Annotated in this window: 21 protein-coding genes; 15 read left to right on the top strand and 6 right to left on the bottom strand. The window is 53.0% G+C overall.

Going from position 1 to position 17,043, the window contains the following annotated elements:
- The first annotated feature begins 76 nt into the window (after positions 1–76).
- Entirely contained in the window at positions 77–427 is a 351-nt protein-coding gene (locus tag ACHZB8_RS00960; RefSeq protein ID WP_316858097.1) for a RidA family protein, read from the top strand.
- 25 nt (positions 428–452) lie between these two features.
- Here the strand turns inward: ACHZB8_RS00960 and ACHZB8_RS00955 are convergent, their stop codons facing one another.
- Positions 453–956, bottom strand: coding sequence for a GNAT family N-acetyltransferase (locus tag ACHZB8_RS00955; protein WP_316858095.1), 504 nt, complete (start codon positions 954–956; stop codon positions 453–455).
- 142 nt (positions 957–1,098) lie between these two features.
- On the opposite strand from ACHZB8_RS00955, the gene ACHZB8_RS00950 reads away from it, so the two are divergent.
- Positions 1,099–1,434, top strand: a complete 336-nt coding sequence (locus tag ACHZB8_RS00950; RefSeq protein WP_316858092.1) for a 5-carboxymethyl-2-hydroxymuconate Delta-isomerase — start codon at positions 1,099–1,101, stop codon at positions 1,432–1,434.
- A 77-nt stretch (positions 1,435–1,511) separates the two neighbouring features.
- Here ACHZB8_RS00950 and ACHZB8_RS00945 read toward each other — a convergent pair whose 3' ends face one another.
- Together ACHZB8_RS00945 and msrB are read right to left on the bottom strand one after the other, a co-directional pair.
- Positions 1,512–2,042, bottom strand: a complete 531-nt coding sequence (locus ACHZB8_RS00945) for a DUF3592 domain-containing protein (protein WP_316858090.1) — start codon at positions 2,040–2,042, stop codon at positions 1,512–1,514.
- A gap of 137 nt (positions 2,043–2,179) precedes the next feature.
- Complete coding sequence (gene msrB / locus ACHZB8_RS00940) at positions 2,180–2,581, bottom strand: peptide-methionine (R)-S-oxide reductase MsrB (RefSeq protein WP_316858235.1); 402 nt, start codon at positions 2,579–2,581, stop codon at positions 2,180–2,182.
- 496 nt (positions 2,582–3,077) lie between these two features.
- On the opposite strand from msrB, the gene ACHZB8_RS00935 reads away from it, so the two are divergent.
- From ACHZB8_RS00935 to ACHZB8_RS00900, 8 genes are all read left to right on the top strand, one after another.
- Positions 3,078–5,480: a putative monovalent cation/H+ antiporter subunit A gene (locus tag ACHZB8_RS00935; protein ID WP_316858088.1), complete on the top strand. Its 2,403-nt coding sequence runs from the start codon at positions 3,078–3,080 to the stop codon at positions 5,478–5,480.
- On the top strand, positions 5,477–5,887 hold the full coding sequence (locus tag ACHZB8_RS00930; RefSeq protein ID WP_316858087.1) for an MnhB domain-containing protein: 411 nt from the start codon (positions 5,477–5,479) through the stop codon (positions 5,885–5,887). The genes ACHZB8_RS00935 and ACHZB8_RS00930 overlap by 4 nt, the downstream gene beginning before the upstream one ends.
- A gap of 6 nt (positions 5,888–5,893) precedes the next feature.
- Positions 5,894–6,271, top strand: a complete 378-nt coding sequence (locus tag ACHZB8_RS00925; RefSeq protein ID WP_316858085.1) for a Na+/H+ antiporter subunit C — start codon at positions 5,894–5,896, stop codon at positions 6,269–6,271.
- A gap of 12 nt (positions 6,272–6,283) precedes the next feature.
- Positions 6,284–7,972: a Na+/H+ antiporter subunit D gene (locus ACHZB8_RS00920; RefSeq protein WP_316858083.1), complete on the top strand. Its 1,689-nt coding sequence runs from the start codon at positions 6,284–6,286 to the stop codon at positions 7,970–7,972.
- On the top strand, positions 7,972–8,448 hold the full coding sequence (locus ACHZB8_RS00915; protein ID WP_316858081.1) for a Na+/H+ antiporter subunit E: 477 nt from the start codon (positions 7,972–7,974) through the stop codon (positions 8,446–8,448). The genes ACHZB8_RS00920 and ACHZB8_RS00915 overlap by 1 nt, the downstream gene beginning before the upstream one ends.
- A complete protein-coding gene (locus ACHZB8_RS00910; protein ID WP_316858079.1) occupies positions 8,448–8,801 on the top strand; it encodes a cation:proton antiporter in 354 nt (117 codons plus the stop codon). Before ACHZB8_RS00915 ends, ACHZB8_RS00910 begins: the two co-directional genes overlap by 1 nt.
- Positions 8,801–9,145, top strand: coding sequence for a monovalent cation/H(+) antiporter subunit G (gene mnhG / locus ACHZB8_RS00905; protein ID WP_316858077.1), 345 nt, complete (start codon positions 8,801–8,803; stop codon positions 9,143–9,145). The genes ACHZB8_RS00910 and mnhG overlap by 1 nt, the downstream gene beginning before the upstream one ends.
- A 316-nt stretch (positions 9,146–9,461) precedes the next feature.
- Entirely contained in the window at positions 9,462–9,875 is a 414-nt protein-coding gene (locus ACHZB8_RS00900; RefSeq protein WP_316858075.1) for a MucR family transcriptional regulator, read from the top strand.
- A gap of 31 nt (positions 9,876–9,906) precedes the next feature.
- Here the strand turns inward: ACHZB8_RS00900 and ACHZB8_RS00895 are convergent, their stop codons facing one another.
- A complete protein-coding gene (locus ACHZB8_RS00895) occupies positions 9,907–10,359 on the bottom strand; it encodes a DUF6477 family protein (protein ID WP_316858073.1) in 453 nt (150 codons plus the stop codon).
- Between the two features lie 249 nt (positions 10,360–10,608).
- Here ACHZB8_RS00895 and ACHZB8_RS00890 point away from each other — a divergent pair, with 249 nt between their 5' ends.
- Both ACHZB8_RS00890 and ACHZB8_RS00885 read left to right on the top strand, forming a co-directional pair.
- A complete protein-coding gene (locus ACHZB8_RS00890; protein ID WP_316858071.1) occupies positions 10,609–11,016 on the top strand; it encodes a helix-turn-helix domain-containing protein in 408 nt (135 codons plus the stop codon).
- A gap of 6 nt (positions 11,017–11,022) precedes the next feature.
- Positions 11,023–11,913 carry a DUF6456 domain-containing protein gene (locus ACHZB8_RS00885; RefSeq protein ID WP_316858069.1) on the top strand — a complete coding sequence of 297 codons (891 nt, stop codon included), beginning with the start codon at positions 11,023–11,025 and terminating at the stop codon, positions 11,911–11,913.
- Positions 11,914–11,959: 46 nt separating this feature from the next.
- Here the strand turns inward: ACHZB8_RS00885 and ACHZB8_RS00880 are convergent, their stop codons facing one another.
- Together ACHZB8_RS00880 and ACHZB8_RS00875 are read right to left on the bottom strand one after the other, a co-directional pair.
- Positions 11,960–12,382: a SufE family protein gene (locus ACHZB8_RS00880; RefSeq protein ID WP_316858068.1), complete on the bottom strand. Its 423-nt coding sequence runs from the start codon at positions 12,380–12,382 to the stop codon at positions 11,960–11,962.
- Between the two features lie 296 nt (positions 12,383–12,678).
- Positions 12,679–13,065 (bottom strand): DUF5330 domain-containing protein, encoded by a 387-nt coding sequence (locus ACHZB8_RS00875; protein WP_316858066.1) that lies wholly within the window; start codon positions 13,063–13,065, stop codon positions 12,679–12,681.
- 618 nt (positions 13,066–13,683) lie between these two features.
- On the opposite strand from ACHZB8_RS00875, the gene ACHZB8_RS00870 reads away from it, so the two are divergent.
- The 3 genes from ACHZB8_RS00870 to ACHZB8_RS00860 all read left to right on the top strand — a co-directional run bounded on the left by ACHZB8_RS00870 (position 13,684) and on the right by ACHZB8_RS00860 (position 16,983).
- A complete protein-coding gene (locus tag ACHZB8_RS00870; protein ID WP_316858064.1) occupies positions 13,684–15,597 on the top strand; it encodes a PAS domain-containing sensor histidine kinase in 1,914 nt (637 codons plus the stop codon).
- Between the two features lie 95 nt (positions 15,598–15,692).
- Entirely contained in the window at positions 15,693–16,592 is a 900-nt protein-coding gene (locus tag ACHZB8_RS00865) for a peptidoglycan-binding domain-containing protein (protein WP_316858062.1), read from the top strand.
- Between the two features lie 43 nt (positions 16,593–16,635).
- Entirely contained in the window at positions 16,636–16,983 is a 348-nt protein-coding gene (locus ACHZB8_RS00860; RefSeq protein ID WP_316858060.1) for a DUF1491 family protein, read from the top strand.
- The last annotated feature ends 60 nt before the right edge of the window (positions 16,984–17,043 follow it).

Genomic DNA, 17,043 nt, shown 5'->3' with positions numbered 1-17,043 from the left:
ATTCGGAATTCTCCTGATTGAAATAATGTTCACTTTATGTTCCTTCTTAACACGAACCAGAAAAGAGGAACGCCAAATGCTTCAATATCTGCCCACGCCCTATAGCTATTCCGCAGCCGTCAAGGCTGGTGATTTTGTTTTTCTTGGCTTGCATCGAGGCAAGGGAGACACTTTCGACACTCAGTTGAAAGACGCGACCAAGGCAATGAAGAAATCTCTGCAAGAGTTTGATTGTGATCTCGACATGTTGGTCAAAATCGAAGTCTATCTCAAGAACATTGGGGATCTCGGCGCAATGGAGATATTCTTCAAGGACCTGTTTGCCGAAGGCCGCTATCCGGCAAGGATGACCACCACCACTGAGTTTCACGACTCGGACTGTCTGGTTATGCTGTGCGGCATAGCATGCGCAGACAAAGACAAGTGACGTCGGCAGTGACAGGCTCGTTGCTTCAGGGTTTCGGGTGGCGGAAAACCAGATCCTCGGGCACATTGCGTTGAGCCTCAGGATCCAGCACCGCGCCTAGCCGCTCGGCCAATGCAATCGAACGCTCGTTTCGCGGCTCTATATAACTGACAAGGGTCTCAAGACCAAGCGTTCTGAAGGCCCAGTCGCGAAAGCAGAGGGCGGCTTCGAAGGCGTAGCCCTTGCCTTCGGCCTCTTCATAGACATACCAGCCCAATTCCTTTTCCATGTAGGAAGGACCGCCATTGATACCGACTTGCCCCAGACATGAGCCGGTTTCTTTGTCCTCAATCATCAAGGCACCATGGCCGAACAGATGCCACAGGGCGACATCATGGCAGAACATGCCCCAGGCAGCGCTTTTGCTGTGGGGGCCATTCATATATTGCGCGCGCTTGGAGGCCATCAAGTCGAAATATCGAGGCCAGTCCTCGAATGTCATGGACCTGAGCAGAAGGCGCTCTGTTTCAAGAGTTGGAATGTCAGCCATGATATGATCCTGTCCTTGACCTTTCTACTCCAAAGAGCAACACGGTATGAAATCGGTGGCCATGAAACCGATTGCAAAATGGTGCGGGAATGTTAGCAATAATGAAACCAACCAGCAAATGATGACGCAAAGGATTGAATGCATGCCGCATCTAGTCATTTCCTACGCTAAAACGCTTGAGAGCGAAATGGAAATCAAACCCCTTGTTCAAACCGTTTGGCAGGCCGCGGAAAAATCCGGTCTGTTCACGCCGAAAGCCATCAAGGCTCGGGCGCTGCCCTTTGATGACTATGTAACGGGGGGAACCGACCAGACTTTCATTCACGTCGAGGTGAGGCTGTTTGCAGGTCGAACCGAAGAACAGAAAGCCGCGCTGGTAAAGGGCATCTATGATGCGATGAAGGCGGCTGTGTCGCCAGATATCTCACTGAGCGTTGAAGCTCGAGACATGAACAAGGCCACCTATATCAAGGATTGAGAGAGCAACAAGGCCGGACATTGCTTTGCCCGGCCGTTTCTCATGCAGAAAAAATGGCAAGTAAAAGCTTCCTTGCGTCAGGTCGTGGTCTCTGCCTGATCAGGCTCCCTGCGGCGCAAGGAAATAAAGAACAACGCAAGGCATGTAAGGCCTATCACGAGGCCGACAGAAATAGCCTGCACGGGGCCGATCGTATCTGCCTTGCGCAGAACCGCATTGTCCGGCTTTTGCGGGTCATAATGAACCGTGACCACATCGCCTTGCTTTATGTCTTCAATTTCGGTTTCCGCCACCCCGCGCAAGGTGCGTTCGAGGTGGTGAAGGCTTAGCTGGGTGCCCTCATAGGTCTGTCCGGAAACCTCATAATGATATTTGACGCGCGGCTGATAGGTCTCTGCGCCTTCGCCCTTTTTGTCCGGATGGGAAATAACCTCTATCCCGCGCTCAACGATGGTGCCACTGGTTTCTCGCCACTGAGCCGGAATTTGCGCTTCGCTATAGCCGATCCATCCCAGAGCGGCATAAACAAAACCCCCAAGAGAAATGAAAAGCATCATGTAGGCCATCATGCGGGATGGGCGTTTGCGGTCGGAATCGGCTTGAGGCATCAGGCTGCTCCACAGTCAACAGGATTGCACGGACCATAATTGCAAACGGGCAAATTGCAAGCGTCAATGTCGGTCAGGTCCTTGCCCTTCCGACTTTCTTCTCGCATCGACGTTGCAACAGGCATGGTCAGGTTTCGTCATTCATTTTCGTCTGGTTCAAAGTGCAACGCCACCCCATTCATGCAATATCGCAAGCCTGTTGGTGCCGGGCCATCTTCAAATACATGCCCCAGATGTGATCCACAGGAAGAACAGCAGACTTCCGTCCTTTTCATGAAGAAAGACCTGTCGGAATGTTCGGAGACGGAATCCGTTCTGGCTGGCTGGAAAAAACTTGGCCAGCCACTTCCTGACTCATATTTTGTATCCGACGTATAGAGCAGATTTCCGCAAGCAACACAGAAATATTGTCCCTTGCGTTTTTCTTCGTTGAGGGGCGATGTGCCTGCCCGTTCCGTGCCCTTTTCGCGCAAAACGCGATATTCTTCATTTTTTAACAGTGCTTTCCACTGTTCTTCACTTTTTATTACCTTGGTCATACCTAATCTCTCACAAACTGGTTCGGTGAAGATTTGCAACTAAAGTTTGATTTTTACGTCTTGCTTGTTAATCCGGATTACTCGGTCTGGTTATTTCGGATGGAATCGGATAGATATGCAAAAACTTATCCTTAAGGCTAATATGGATGCTGGGGTGGCATTTCACAACAAGTACTTACGGGTATCTACGGCTCAAGACTTTCAGATAATTTCAATCGCTATCACGGTGTGCATAATGTGGTGCAGCTGGTCCACATCGTGGTGCGCGATGGTAATAAAGGCAAAGATGTCAGGCCTTTTACGCACGAAATATGGACCAACGGAAGGAATTTAAGATCATTTAGGCAAAAAAGCCTTGCTTGATGGTCGGATTTCAACAAAGAGATGAAGGCAATGGACAGGCCACGGGATGGACGGGGTCTTCATTTTATGTGTAGGTTTGCGGCGATAATCGGTCGTCGCAAGCTCGGTTAACATGCTGAATGAGGATTGGCGCATGGCGTTTGAATTCAGTGACGGTCTCCCTTGGGCAATGGCGTCTCCCTTTGCTGCTGCATTGGTTGCTCCTTATGCCAAGCGGATCATGGGGCACAATGCGGCTTGGCTGCTGGCTCTGGTTCCTGCCGGGATCTTCGTCTATTTATGCGGATTTATCGGAGCGGTTGCCTCCGGTCATGGTGTTCACTCAACCCCGATTGAATGGTTGCCGCAATATGGCATCCAATATTCTCTTTTTGCTGATGGTCTGGGGTTGGTCTTTGCGCTGCTGATTTCAGGCATCGGGACCTGTATCATCCTTTATTCGGGCGGCTACATGAAAGGGCATGGCGAGCAGGGGCGCTTCCTCAGCTTCATGTTCCTGTTCATGGGCTCGATGATCGGTGTGGTGCTTGCCGACAACCTGATCACTCTGTTTATCTACTGGGAGTTGACCTCGATCACGTCCTTCCTACTCATCGGCTTCAACCATCGTCACGAACGGTCCCGACGCGCAGCCTTGCAGGCGTTGATCGTGACCGGCGGCGGCGGTCTCGCCTTGTTGGCGGGTCTTATTCTGATGTCCCATGCTGGCGGATCGATGGAAATGAGCGAGCTGCTTGGCAAGGGCGATGCGATGCGCGACAACGGGGCCTATATGGCCATGCTTTTGTTGCTGCTCGGAGGGGCCTTCACCAAGTCCGCCCAGTTCCCGTTCCATTACTGGCTGCGCAACGCAATGGAAGCGCCGACCCCGGTCTCGGCCTATCTGCATTCGGCGACCATGGTCAAGGCGGGCGTCTATCTGCTGATGCGCGTCCAGCCGATTATGGGCGATACCACGCTCTGGATGACGATCCTGCCCATCTTCGGTGGTTTCACCCTGCTGATGGGCACCTGGATGAGCTTGCGTCAGACAGATCTCAAGCTGACCCTTGCATACACCACGGTAGCCTCTCTGGGCTTGCTGGTCATGTTGGTGGGAACCTCAAATGAGGTGGCAATCACGGGGGCAGTGCTTTATCTCTTTGCTCATGCCCTTTTCAAGGGTGGCCTCTTCATGATTGTCGGTACCGTCGACCATGAAGCCGGTACCCGAGATGTGACCCGGCTTGGAGGTCTGCGCAAACTGATGCCGGTTTCCTTCTATGCCGCAGTTGCCTGCGCGCTCTCCATGGGCGGCATCTGGCCATTCATCGGCTTCATCGCCAAGGAAGAAATCTATGGCGGCCTGATTGGTACGGATTTCTCGAACATCCTGTTGACCGTGACCGCTGTCGTCGGCAACGCAATGATGTTCGGTGCTGCCTTTGTCGTGGCGCTTAAACCGTTCCTTGGAGAAGAGGCCAGCACGCCCAAACATGCCCATGAAGGGCCGCTTCTGATGATTACCGGGCCGGTTCTTCTGTCGAGCCTCGGTTTCATTGCCATGTTGTTCGGCGGTTTCTTCGCCCATGGCCTGCTTTCGCCGATGGCCAATGCCGTCACCGGTCATCACGGGCATCTGGAAGTTGGTCTCGGGGCGGTGCACTTCAATTTTGCCTTCCTGCTCTCGTTGATCACCATTGCCGGGGGTGTTCTCTTCTTCCGCAAATATGAAACAATCCGGGAAGCCAGAGGCACCTTCATCCGCCTGATGGGTGAGGGACCTGACACTTTCTTCGATACCTTCATCGCAGGTCTGGTTCGTCTCGCGACGCTGATAACCCGCCGCATTCAGAGTGGCAATCTGGAACTCTATCTGACTGCAACCTTCATCGTCACGGCACTTGCCTTGCTGGTTCCGATGATCATGTTTGATGAACTGCCGAACTGGCCCGGCATCCCCGAAATGCATTTCTATGAATGGGGTGTGCTTGGTTTGGCTCTTGTTGGTCTGTTTGCCCTGCTCATTGCCAAAACACGCCTGACGGCGATTGTCTCCCTTGGCATTCAGGGGTTTTCCGTTGCCCTGATCTTCCTGCTGTTCGGTGCACCTGACTTGAGCTTCACCCAGTTCATGGTTGAAACCCTGTCGGTCGTCATCATTGCTCTGGTCATGACCCGGCTCTCTCTTGCCGAGCGCGACAAGCGTCCGTGGGGGCAGGTCATTGGTGATGCAACGGTCGCCATCCTGGTGGGTGCCGGCTTCGGTCTTCTGCTGATGTCGGTGACGCAAGGCCAGTTCAATGCGCATCTCAGTGATTTCTTTACCGACTATAGTCGTGTGATTGCCCATGGGCGCAACATCGTCAATGTGATCATCGTAGACTTCCGAGGCTTTGATACCTTGGGAGAAATCTCGGTTGTTACCATCACTGCACTTGCGGTTTTCACTCTTACGCGCGGCACGGCTCAAAGATACAAGGAGCATGCCGAGGGGATGAATGAACCAACCAATGGCAAGGACGCAACCGCAGCCAAGAAAGGAGCCGAGTCATGAGGACCCTTATTTTCCGAAGCACGGCCCCGTTTCTGGCGGCCCTTATGATCCTCTTCTCGGTTTTTGTGACGTTACGCGGCCACAATGATCCGGGTGGTGGCTTCATTGGTGGTCTGATCGCAGCCTCGGCCTTCATGATGTATGGTATTGCTGCGGGCGTGAAATATGTTCGCCGTGCGCTGCATTTCCATCCCCTGACAATCGCAGGCTTCGGGCTCACCCTGTCCGCCTGCTCAGGCCTGCTTTCGCTGCCCTTCGCCGAGCCTTTCATGACCAGCCAATGGGCGTTTCCGTCCATTCTGGGCGTCGAAATTGCCCTTTCGACCCCGATGTTCTTCGACATCGGTGTCTATTTCGTGGTGCTGGGTGGACTGTCATCCATCGCGCTCAAGCTAGAGGAGGAGTGATCGGTCATGGAAAACATGTTGTCCATACTCGTCGGGATCTTCTTTGCCGTCAGCGTTTATCTGATGATGTCCCGCTATACCATCCGGATCATCCTCGGCATTGCGGTGTTGGGGAACGCTGTGAACCTGTTGATCTTTGTCTGCGGTCGCCTGATGCGTGAAGTTCCGCCGATCATCGCACCGGGTGCTTCGGTCCCCGATGGACCAACTGCCAACCCTCTGCCTCAGGCGCTCATTCTGACGGCAATTGTGATTTCCTTTTCATTCCTGGCCTTCCTGCTCGTTCTGGCCTATCGGGCCTATCAGGAGCTTGGCACGGACGATACCGTTCAAATGCGCGTGGCTGAACCGGCTGATGAAGCCCTGCCGCCAGTAAGCTATTAAGGAGAGACTGCTATGGCTGGAAATGCTGAACATGCGGTCGATTTTGCCGCTGGCATGCTGGTCGCGCCAACGGCGCTGGCCGACTGGCTGATCATTGCGCCCTCGATCCTCACGATCATGGGGGGCGCATCCATACTGATGGTCCGGGAGCGGGCAAAGCTGCATGGCTATATGGCCTGCACCTATCTCACGCTGTTGGTCATCATTGACCTTCTTCTGCTGCGCCGAGTCAGTCTTGAAGGTCCGATCACCATGACAATGGGGCGCTGGTTGCCGCCCTTCGGAATTTCGCTCACCGTTGATGCCTTCGGAGCGCTGATGGCGACCATTGCCGCGATCGTTGCCCTTGCGGTCTGCGTCTATTCGCTGGTTGATATCACGGTTGCCGGGCGGCGGTTCGGTTTCTATCCGTTCCTGATGTTGCTGATGACCGGCGTTACCGGCTCGTTCCTCACCGGTGATATCTTCAACATGTATGTCTGGTTCGAGGTGATGCTGATTTCCTCCTTCGGTCTGCTGATCCTTGGAGGCGAGCGCATTCAGATTGATGGCGCGATGAAATATGCCATTCTCAACCTGATGGCGACGACATTGTTCCTCATCGCAACCGGCTTCCTTTACGGTGCAATCGGATCGTTGAACATGGCTGATATCGCCGTGACCTTGCGCAAAATGCCAAAGGGCGAGGCTCCGATGGCAACGATTGCCGCGCTCTATTTCCTGGCATTTGCCATGAAGGCCGCCGCTTTCCCGGTCAATTTTTGGTTGCCGGCGTCTTATCACACTCCGAAAATCGTCGTATCCGCCATTTTTGCAGGGCTTCTGACCAAGGTGGGTGTCTATGCGCTGATCCGCACGATGGTGCTTTTGATGCCTGAAAGCCGGGCCATGCTGAGCGACATCATTGCCTGGGTTGCTGCGTTGACAATGCTTCTTGGTGCCCTTGGCGCATTGGCACAGAATGATGTGAGACGCCTGTTCGGCTATCTGGTCATTGGCGGTATCGGCTCCGTTCTGGTCGGTGTCGCTGTGGGAACAGAAAATGCGATCACCGGTGCGATCCTGTATGCGGTCAATTCCATTCTCGTCATGACGGCCCTCTATCTCGCTCTTGGTATCCTGATGCGCATGAATGGCGGGAAATACAATCTTGCAGAACTTGGGGGCGGATACAAAGCCTCCAGTTGGCTGTCGATTCTGTTCCTGGTGCTGACTTTTGCCGCCTGCGGTTTGCCGCCCTTTTCAGGCTTCTGGCCAAAATTCATGCTGGTTGAAGCAAGTCTGAAAGAAAATTATGGCTGGCTTGCCATGGCTGTTCTGGTGTCCGGTTTCATCACGACCGTTGCCATGGGGCGTGTCTGGGCTCATGCATTTTGGCGGGGTGGGCCAATCGGAACCGAAGACGGCAAGGAAGCCGCTCCGCTCTACCAACTGGCAGGTTCGGTGCGTGCGCGCGTGTTCGCCCCTGTCTCTGTTCTGGTCTTGCTCATTACGGCGATTGGGGTTTTCCCGTTGCCTGTCGTCTCGATCGCTCAGTCCGGTGCAACGACACTGATCAATCCGGATCGTTATGTCGAGGCGGTTTTTGGCGCTGCGCGTGCTCAGCAGGAGATGCGGGCCAAAGAGCATGGCTCGACCGAGCCGGGCGGAGACCATGGCGAACAAGCCGAGCCAGCAGCACATAAGGAAGGAACCCACTGATGAAGAACTTGTTTCTGGTCAATATTCTTCTCGCCCTTGCCTGGGCGGCGGTGAGTGGATCTTTCACCGTTCCAAACCTGCTGTTCGGCTTTGTGCTGGGCATGGTGGTGCTGTTTATCATCAGGGAGCAGGTTGGCACCCTGAGCTATCTGAGCAAGGTCAGGCGGTTTGTTTCTCTGGTTTTGCTGTTTTTGGTTGAACTGGCAAAGTCCGCATTCAAAGTTGCCATGTTGGCGATCAGTCCCAAGCTCGATCTCAAACCCGGTATCTTCGCTTACGAGTTGAAGACGGACAGGGACGGAGAAATCACGCTTTTGGCAAATCTGATTACCCTGACGCCGGGCACCCTGTCTGTGGATGTGGCGGATGACAAGAAATATCTCTATGTTCACGCGGTGACCATTGATGACGTTGACGAGATGCGCGCCGACATTGAGAACGGTTTTGAGCGCAAGATCATGGAGGCCTTTCGGTAATGGTAATTGAAACCTTCTTGGATGTCGCCATCCTCATCACTTTGGCGATTCTCTCGATATCCTTTCTTCTCACTGCGGTGCGAATCATCAAGGGGCCGAGCCTTGCCGACCGGGTGATCGGTCTGGACATGCTGGTCGCTGTCGGTATCGGCTTCATCGCGGTGATCGGCGTGAAAACCGACTATTTTCTCTATATCGACATAGCCATTGCCCTTGGGCTGGTTGGCTTCCTGTCAACCGTGGCCTTTGCGAGATTTGTACTCAGGCACGGCGACGATTCGGAATTTGTTGATGAGGCAGCCGCAGCCAAGGCGACAGCCGAGGCGCAAAAGGCACTGAAAGGAGCAGATTGATGGTTGAATTTGTGTCAGATATCATCGTAGGACTCTTGTTGCTTGTGAGCGCCTGTTTCGTGCTGACGGCCTCCCTGGGATTGCTCCGTTTTCCCGATGTTTTCACGCGTATGCACTCCGCATCCAAGGCCGGAACGCTGGGATCTGGCGTTGCTTTGCTGGCCTTGGCGGTGCATTCGGCTGAATTGGACGTGGCAACGCGGGCACTTGCGGGCATTGTCTTCTTCTTGCTGACGGCGCCTGTCTCTGCCCATCTGGTCGCTCGGGCTGCCTATCTGTCGGGTACAAAACCGTGGAAGGGGACAGTAATTGACGAATATGGGGGCGATGAACAGAAGAAATAGCCCGCCGCGGCTTTCTCGTCTGTTTGAATGCCTAGTGAATTCTCATGAGGGAGTGCACAATTTGTGTGCTCCCTTTTCTTGTGTTTGTTACAATCTGAATAAAAATGCGTGTTACTACCAATTTTTTTACCTGAAAATAGGTTTCCCACAAGGATTCTAAGAAAACAGCATTAGTCCTTGAAGTAAAAACACACATATATTACGAATGGATAAAAAGGTTTTAAAAGCCAGCTGCTCTTGTTCGCATCAGTGAGTGTTGGTTTGCTCAGGTTGGTCCCCGTCATCTTGAGTGTCAATTAGAAAGAAAATCCGGATTATGTCAGATAACTCAGAAAATAACGTATTGATTGAGCTTACGGCCGATATTGTATCGGCCTATGTTAGCAATAATGCAGTTCCCGTCAACGATCTCTCAGGATTGATTGGCGATATCTACAAAGCACTGGAAGATACCAGAACTCCAGTGTCAGAAGAAGTGATTGAAGCGCCGAAACCAGCAATATCGGTCAAAAAATCCATCACGCCTGACTATATTGTCTGTCTCGAAGATGGCAAGAAGTTCAAATCCCTCAAGCGCCACCTGCGCACTCACTACAATCTTTCCCCTGAGGAATATCGTGAAAAGTGGGGCCTTGCCGCAGACTATCCCATGGTTGCTCCAAGCTATGCGGAAGCGCGCTCCAGCCTCGCCAAGAAAATGGGCCTTGGACAGCAGCGTCGCAAGAAATAGCAATATTCCGATTGAAAAGTGCGGGCAGCCTTCATGGCTGCCTTTTTGAGTCTTGCCCTCTTTCTTCCTCTGGTGCCTGAAATCGAAGTCTTTCTGCCGCCAGAGCCTGCCTGAGACCAATATGGCGCGTGAGCGAATAGCGCCAATGACCTGATCGCCCTCTGATCCTCTCGGCACGTATCGCGCGCGTGAGGGACTGAAATATGGCGAAAGGGCTGCGTCTTTCCATTGCCTCGATCTCGCCGGGAAACAAATGCAGAAGCCCCGGTAAATCGCGCTTGCGGACATAGTCTCGTTCTCCCGAGCGGATGGCATGGTACAGGATGCTGCTACCCGTGGCCGATCCTTTCCGTTTCCTGAAATCACATGGTCTTTGTTGAGAAGAGCCCTCAGCAGGCCTCTCCCGTGACAGTTCGTCATCTTCGCCAAGCGCAGAAGACACCGAAGCAGAATTGCCCAAAGGGCGTTTTGCCGGATGTTCCATGCCTCCCAGTCTCGACCAGATAAGCAGGGCGGGCATAAGGAGGATTAGGGGAATGCGTTCCAAACGAGGGTTCTACGCTGTTCGCATGGCAAAATCGCAGAATTTGGTCATGTCTGAATAGATCGAGATGTCATCTTTAAAAGAGGTCCAGATTTTTTATCTGGAATTTATTCCTATGCAACCAATGAGTTGTATAAGTTGTATGTGCAATCAAAAAGCAACTTTAGCGACTAAGCATAGGAGTGGGCGATGAAAGTAGAAGCACTAGACCTCAAAAACCTTGATGATCCGCAGCAAGAATGGCTGATGGAAACACAGCGTATGGGCGAAAACCGGCGTGTCGCCCTGTCCCTTGTCGATGAGTTGGTAGCCCGCACATTCAGGATGCCACGAACCGCATTACATGCGGGCACGCGTTGCCGCAAGAGTGTTGCCTTCGCACGTCAGGTTGCGATGTATCTCTCCCACGTCTGCCTGAGCTATCCTCTGAAGGACATCGCAGAGCACTATCGAAGGGATCGGACCACGGTTGCCTACGCGTGTCGTGTTGTTGAAGACAAGCGCGAGCAGGAAGAGACCGAGCTGTTGATCAACAGTCTTGAAAGCGCGTTGGAAACAATGATGCTCGTAACCCCTCTCACCAGCATGAAGAGGTAAGGGACCATGCCAAAGGGGACATCGGACAAGGAAATGGGGGGCAAAATGATCCGGCAATCTTACATGACCAGTCAGGAGGCGGCTTTGTTACGCCAGATCGCGCGAGGAAAATTCGACGCAAAGCCACAAGACGCTGACACACTGACCTTGCTGATACGTCGGGGTGCGATCATCTCGAAAGACGGCATGCATTACATCACGCCCGAAGGGCGTCAGGCTATGCGCCGTCACTTGCTCCGCAAAGAAGAAGACCAGATCTACGCCGCGCAACATCAATGGCAGGAGATCTGTCAAACGGGCAAGGATGATCAGTCGATCAGGGCAGATGATGTGCCGCGCCCGGACAAGTCGGCAGGGCAGGCTGCTGCAAAGGTTCAGCTGAGGTCGTCGGTCAGGGTCAAACGTGCAGAAAGCCCGCTTCAACAACTGGCGTCACGCACGCGTACCGACGGAAGCCGATACCTGACCGTGAGCCAGATACAGGCCGGAGAACGGTTGCGATCCGACTTCGAAAGAGGGCAGCTTGCAGGCAAGACGGGAATCAACTGGGACCGACTTGGAGAAACCGCTGGTGCCACGTCCAGAAATGCCCGCGTACAGAACAGCTCGGAATGTTTGAGCGGCGGTGCCCTGGATGCCCGGCAGCGCTTTCGCAAGGCAATGAGCCATGTTGGAGAGGAATTTGCTGATCCTCTGATTGACTTCTGCTGCTTTCTGAAAGGCCTTGAAGATATCGAGCGTTCTCGGCAATGGCCCGCGCGATCAGCCAAGCAGATCCTTGCAATGGGTCTGTCATGCCTTGCTCGCCACTATGGTCTGAGCGATAAAACGGAAGGGCCGCAAAGAAACCGTATCGAGCACTGGGGCACCGACGACTATCGTCCCTCCATCCGCTAGAAAAGCGGCATGACTGAAAAAGCATTCAAGGCAAAAGGGCCAGATACTAAGCCAGCGCTGCCTTGGCATCTGATTTGATACGGGCAATCATTGAGGCGAGACCGTTTGAACGTTGAGGGGTCAAATGCTCGTGCAATCCGATTTGGTCGAAAATCGGATCGACATCGATATCAAGGATTTCCCGGGCGGTTTTACCTGAAAAGATTGCAAGGGTAATCGCAACCAGGCCTTTGACGATATGCGCGTCACTGTCCCCCTGAAAGGTGAGCGTCGGGTTGGTGTCCTCGCCGCTGGCCTTGGTCGTCAGCCACACTTGAGAAACGCATCCCTGCACCTTGTTCGCCTCGCACATTGCCGCTTCTGGCAGGTCTTCAAGGTCTCTGCCCAGTTCGATGACATAGCGATAGCGTTCTTCCCAATCGTCGATGAAGGAAAAATTCTCAATAATTTCGTCAATTTGCAAGGGCATGAAATCTAGGTCCGGTGGCATGGTCATTCTATTCAGACCGACTTTAATGAAGCGCGCCGGAACGGGCAAGACTTGTGTTGGAAATCATTCTCAGCAAAAACACAAAGACGCCGAAATGAAGAAACTTCATTTCGGCGTGGCTTAGGGCCCAAGTCGGACGAGTACGGCCAGATCCTCGATAGTGTCCAGGGTGATGAGGTCGTCGTTAAACGGACAAGACCCTATCAAACATCTGACCAGGAGTTCAGACCACCCCATGGGGAAGGGCAGGGCTGAAATTTCTTGCATTTGAATGGTTATTGATTGGATCGAAGCAGGGCTTCCAGTTCCTGGCTGGGCAGAGGCACTTCATTCTTGGCCTCTTTCATCAAGCCTTCCACTGTCTCGACCGATTGGTTTTGTGCGATTGGTTGCTCCTTTTCGCTGTCTCCATCCAGATACATGTAAAGCTGCTTTGCACCATAACGTGCCTTGGCAGAAAAATTCTCGATCGCTACTTCCCCGGCCGCGCACACATCAGGTTGCCTCGTGCAGAAGGAAGTAAAGTCCTTCAGGGTTGCCTGTGCTGCTGTCAGGGCTTCCGTAGTCGAAAGCTTAGCGGACTCAGTCTCGCTTCCTGGGTCAGCAGGCAGAATAAGTATGACCAGCGAAAGCCAGAAAGCTGCTCTGATCAAAAATGACATATGATCGCCCTCTCAATACCCACACAACCGGTCCTGCAAACCGGATTTGTTCCGTCCATTCATCAGCATCGGACGCAATCTCTTCATGGATTGATCGACACCCTTTGGGATGTGTCCTCGCGCTGACATTCATAAGATATCGCAATCATGTCAAAAGCAGCTTGAAGGAAAGAATCAAAATAGACTCAAATTCGAGCTATCTGGAAACGCTTCGTTCACCATGAGCGAGAGGTCGCGGATTCCTGCGATTCCTAGCATTTTCAGCGATCTTGCCATCACTGAAAATGCAAGGACGGATTGCGGATTTTCGGGGAGTCTTTGAACAGTTTTTCAAAAGGACTAAACGGTTGAAACCTTAAGGAAAAATAGATTTGCGGTGTGAGTGCTGAAAGAGTCTGTTTACCATAAAGATGATTTCTTGCTCTCAGATCGTGAAAACGAATTGTTTAGCATGATTTGGGCATGACAAGCGGCTCGATTTTTAGCGTTCCTTAAAAGTCTGCATGGCACTGTATCGGACAAGCGGCCGAATGATAAAGGCCGACAACCTGTAATTGTTTTGCGTATGCTTGACGCCGCCTGTCGGAGACAGGGGGCTCAAGGCAGGTGAGGTTAGACGTGCAACAAACCTTTTGGGCCAACGGGCCCATTCAGTCTGTCATCAATGGCCTGCTACATCAGTCTGTCGAGGCGTCGCTGTCAGACAAAAAGCGTCATCAGCTGTTTATCGGCATTCATTTGGCTGTGGGCCTGTTGGCTCTGGCTGCCTTGCCGTTCGTGATCCTGTATCTTGGCGGTGACGCGTCTGCCCCGCAAATGCGTTTTCTCATGTTGCCGGTCTGGATGCTCGCACCACTGATTTCTGTTTTCTATCTGTCGAAAACCGGAAATCTTGCCAACGCCTTCCTTCTGACCGCAACACTTACCGCTGCCTTCGTTGTCTGGGTGGCTGCAATGACTGGTGGCCTGACATCTGCACATCTCATTTGGCTTGGCGTCATTCCACTGGAAGTGGCGCTGAGCGGCAACACTCGAATCATCAAGCAGGCTCTTGCGATCTGTCTTCTGGCAACTGGTGTACTGGCCGGCCTTGAGGCCAAGAACTGGATTGAACCGGTTGCGCTGAACGATGCCGGTCGCTCATTGATCGATACCATATCGGTTATGGTCGCAATCCTTTATGCCGGAATGCTCGCGATCCGCATCGAGTGGCTTCACCGTGGTCGCCTCCATATCGTTCAAGCCGAAGAAATGCGCTACCGTACCATAGCAGATACGGTTTCGGACATGATCACACGTCATGACAGCAGTGGCGATGTCACTTTCGCCTCTCCAACCGCCGAGATGCTTCTGCGCACAAAGCCCGATCAACTGTCTGGCAATGGCCTGTTCCAGCAGATTCATATTCCGGATCGTCCTGCCTATCTGCGCGCTCTGTCCGAATGCATGAACCTGCCAGCGGGCAGCCGCTCACCGGTCACAACCGAATTGAGAATCATGAAGTGCGCCGAGGGGGCTCAGGAAGGCCTCCGAGAAGAACAGCGCCAGGCCGCTCCATGCTGGTTTGAGATGAAATGTGCTCCCGAACGCAATGAGCAAGGGGTAATCATTGGTGTCATCGCGGCAACCAGAGACATCTCCAAGCGCAAGGAACAGCAATTTGCTCTGGAAGAGGCTCGTCAGGAAGCGGTGAATGCCAATGAAAGCAAGGTTCGTTTTCTTGCCAATGTTACCCACGAACTGCGCACGCCGCTGAACACGATTATCGGTTTCTCGGAAATTCTGCGCAACCCTGAACTGACCCAGTTCGGCGAAGAGAAAAAAGTGGAATATGCCGACCTCATTCACAAGAGTGGTCATCACCTTTTGCAACTGGTCAATGCATTGCTCGACATGTCTCGTCTCGAATCCGGCAATTTCGAGATCGAACCGCAAAGCTTTGATCTGTGTGACCTCACCGAAGGGTGTTGCAAGATGATGCAGGGCGATGCTGACACGCGAAAAATTGCGCTTTCCTGCCAATGTGAACCCGGCATGCCGGTTGCGAGGCTCGATCCGAGAGCCTGTCGGCAGATCCTGCTCAATCTCATTTCAAATGCGCTCAAATTCAGCGATCAGGAAGGCCGCGTAGACGTTTCCCTGGCATGGGCAAAGGATAAATGGGGCCGCAAGATCAAGGACGAAATTGAACTGCGTGTGAGTGATAACGGCATTGGTATTGACAAGGCCGACATCCCCAAATTAGGAAAGCCTTTCGTTCAAGCCGAGAACAGTCTGCAACGACGGTTCGAGGGGGCGGGGATCGGCTTGTCTATCGTTCGCGGATTGACCGAACTGCAACTCGGGCGCATGTCCATCACAAGCGAACTGGACAAAGGTACGAGCGTGGCTGTCACACTTCCGCTCGATATGACTGCAATCAAGGCGCCGGTTCATGGGGCAGCGGATGAGTTGGTTATCTCTCTCAATCCTGCCGGTTCCAGGCAAGGCGCGACAAAAAAACAGAACGGCTCAAACAACAAGGTTGCTTGAGCTGGCATGATCCCGGCTGTGTCAAAGCCGGGATTAGACAATGACTACAGATGAAAAGCACAAAGCAGCGCGAACCGCAAAAGAGGCAAACGGACATGTCCGAGACTTATGACGATTATGAAGACTGGGAAGAAGAGGGCAAAAGAAGCCCGCTTGCCCTGGTTGGCATTCTGGTCATGGCGTTCTCAAGTTTCGCCATCATTGCCAATGCCCTGTATATGCAGCCAAAATCGGCCGAGATCGAACTGATCAACAGCGTCGAGAAACTGGATCGCAACGCGCAAGCAAACGGTACGATTACCCGTCGTCCACTGGCAAACAAGACCAGACAATTCGGATCATCACCAGACGATAAAATGGCCGTCATGACGCGCGCCATTCAGCAGAAGTTGACAGATACGGCCTATTATGTCGGCCCGATCGATGGGGTGGAAGGCGCGCAGACCAAGGAAGCCATCTCCGCCTTTCAGGATGCGATGGGAATGCCAGTGACAGGCAAGGTGAGCACCAGGCTTTATGACATTCTGACCGGTCGCAAGGCTTATGATGCGGCGACCAGCGATGTGGCAATGACGGACGCTCCGAAGGGTAGCGATGCTCCTGTTTCAGAAGTGGCAGGGGACGCCATTGTGCTTGACGCATTACCGCGCTCAAAACCGGCCAACGGGAATTTGAAGCGTATCCGCACATTGCGGGTTGATCTCACACCTTCCCAAAAGAACGTGAGCGAGACGGTCGCCAGTGGTCCTGTTCCTCCCGAGCCGATTCCGAACAGGCAGGCTTCCAACAAGACCGGAGACCCAACCCTTGCAAAGGTGCAAGAAGCCCTCAAGGAATTCGGCTATAGCAATCTTGAGGTCGATGGCGTCATGGGTAGCCGCACCCAGTCGGCTATCTCCAATTTCCAACGCAGCCGTGGCCATCCTGTGACAGGGCAGGTCAATGACCGTCTCTTGCAGGAAATGATGATCATGGGATTTCTCGATCTGGGATGATCTCGGAACGGGCAAGCTGCCAAACCGGTCAAGCGGATAATCGATGCGCATAACATCCGAACTTTGGGTTTCGGCCTATCTGAAAATGAGAAATGGCAAGGACAAGCCCTCCGTGCTCATTCGCAGAGGTGCCAAAGAAGCGGGGGCGATCTTTGTTCGCATCGATCGGCTCGATGGCACCCACGATCTCTATGAGCCCGCCAGTCAGCTCTCATACAGCCAGAAAAATATCGATGAAGGGGACCGCCTGTTTCGCCATGCGCTCGGCCCGGTCACGACTTTCGACATCATGGACAAGCTCGACAGGGAACTCGGGTTCGATCAGGACATATGGGTCGTTGAAAGCGAATGCCCAGAAGCCAGCCATGATCTGATGCTGGCAACTGACTGATATTCACATCTCAGCTTTTTTGAGCGGAAAGGTGCGTGATCGTATCGCCAATCAGGTCAT

Origin of the sequence: uncultured Cohaesibacter sp. (assembly GCF_963556055.3) — a bacterium.
GTDB lineage: Bacteria > Pseudomonadota > Alphaproteobacteria > Rhizobiales > Cohaesibacteraceae > Cohaesibacter.
The sequence above is the reverse complement of the archived record's forward strand: the minus strand, read 5'-3'. Positions and strand labels throughout refer to the sequence as shown.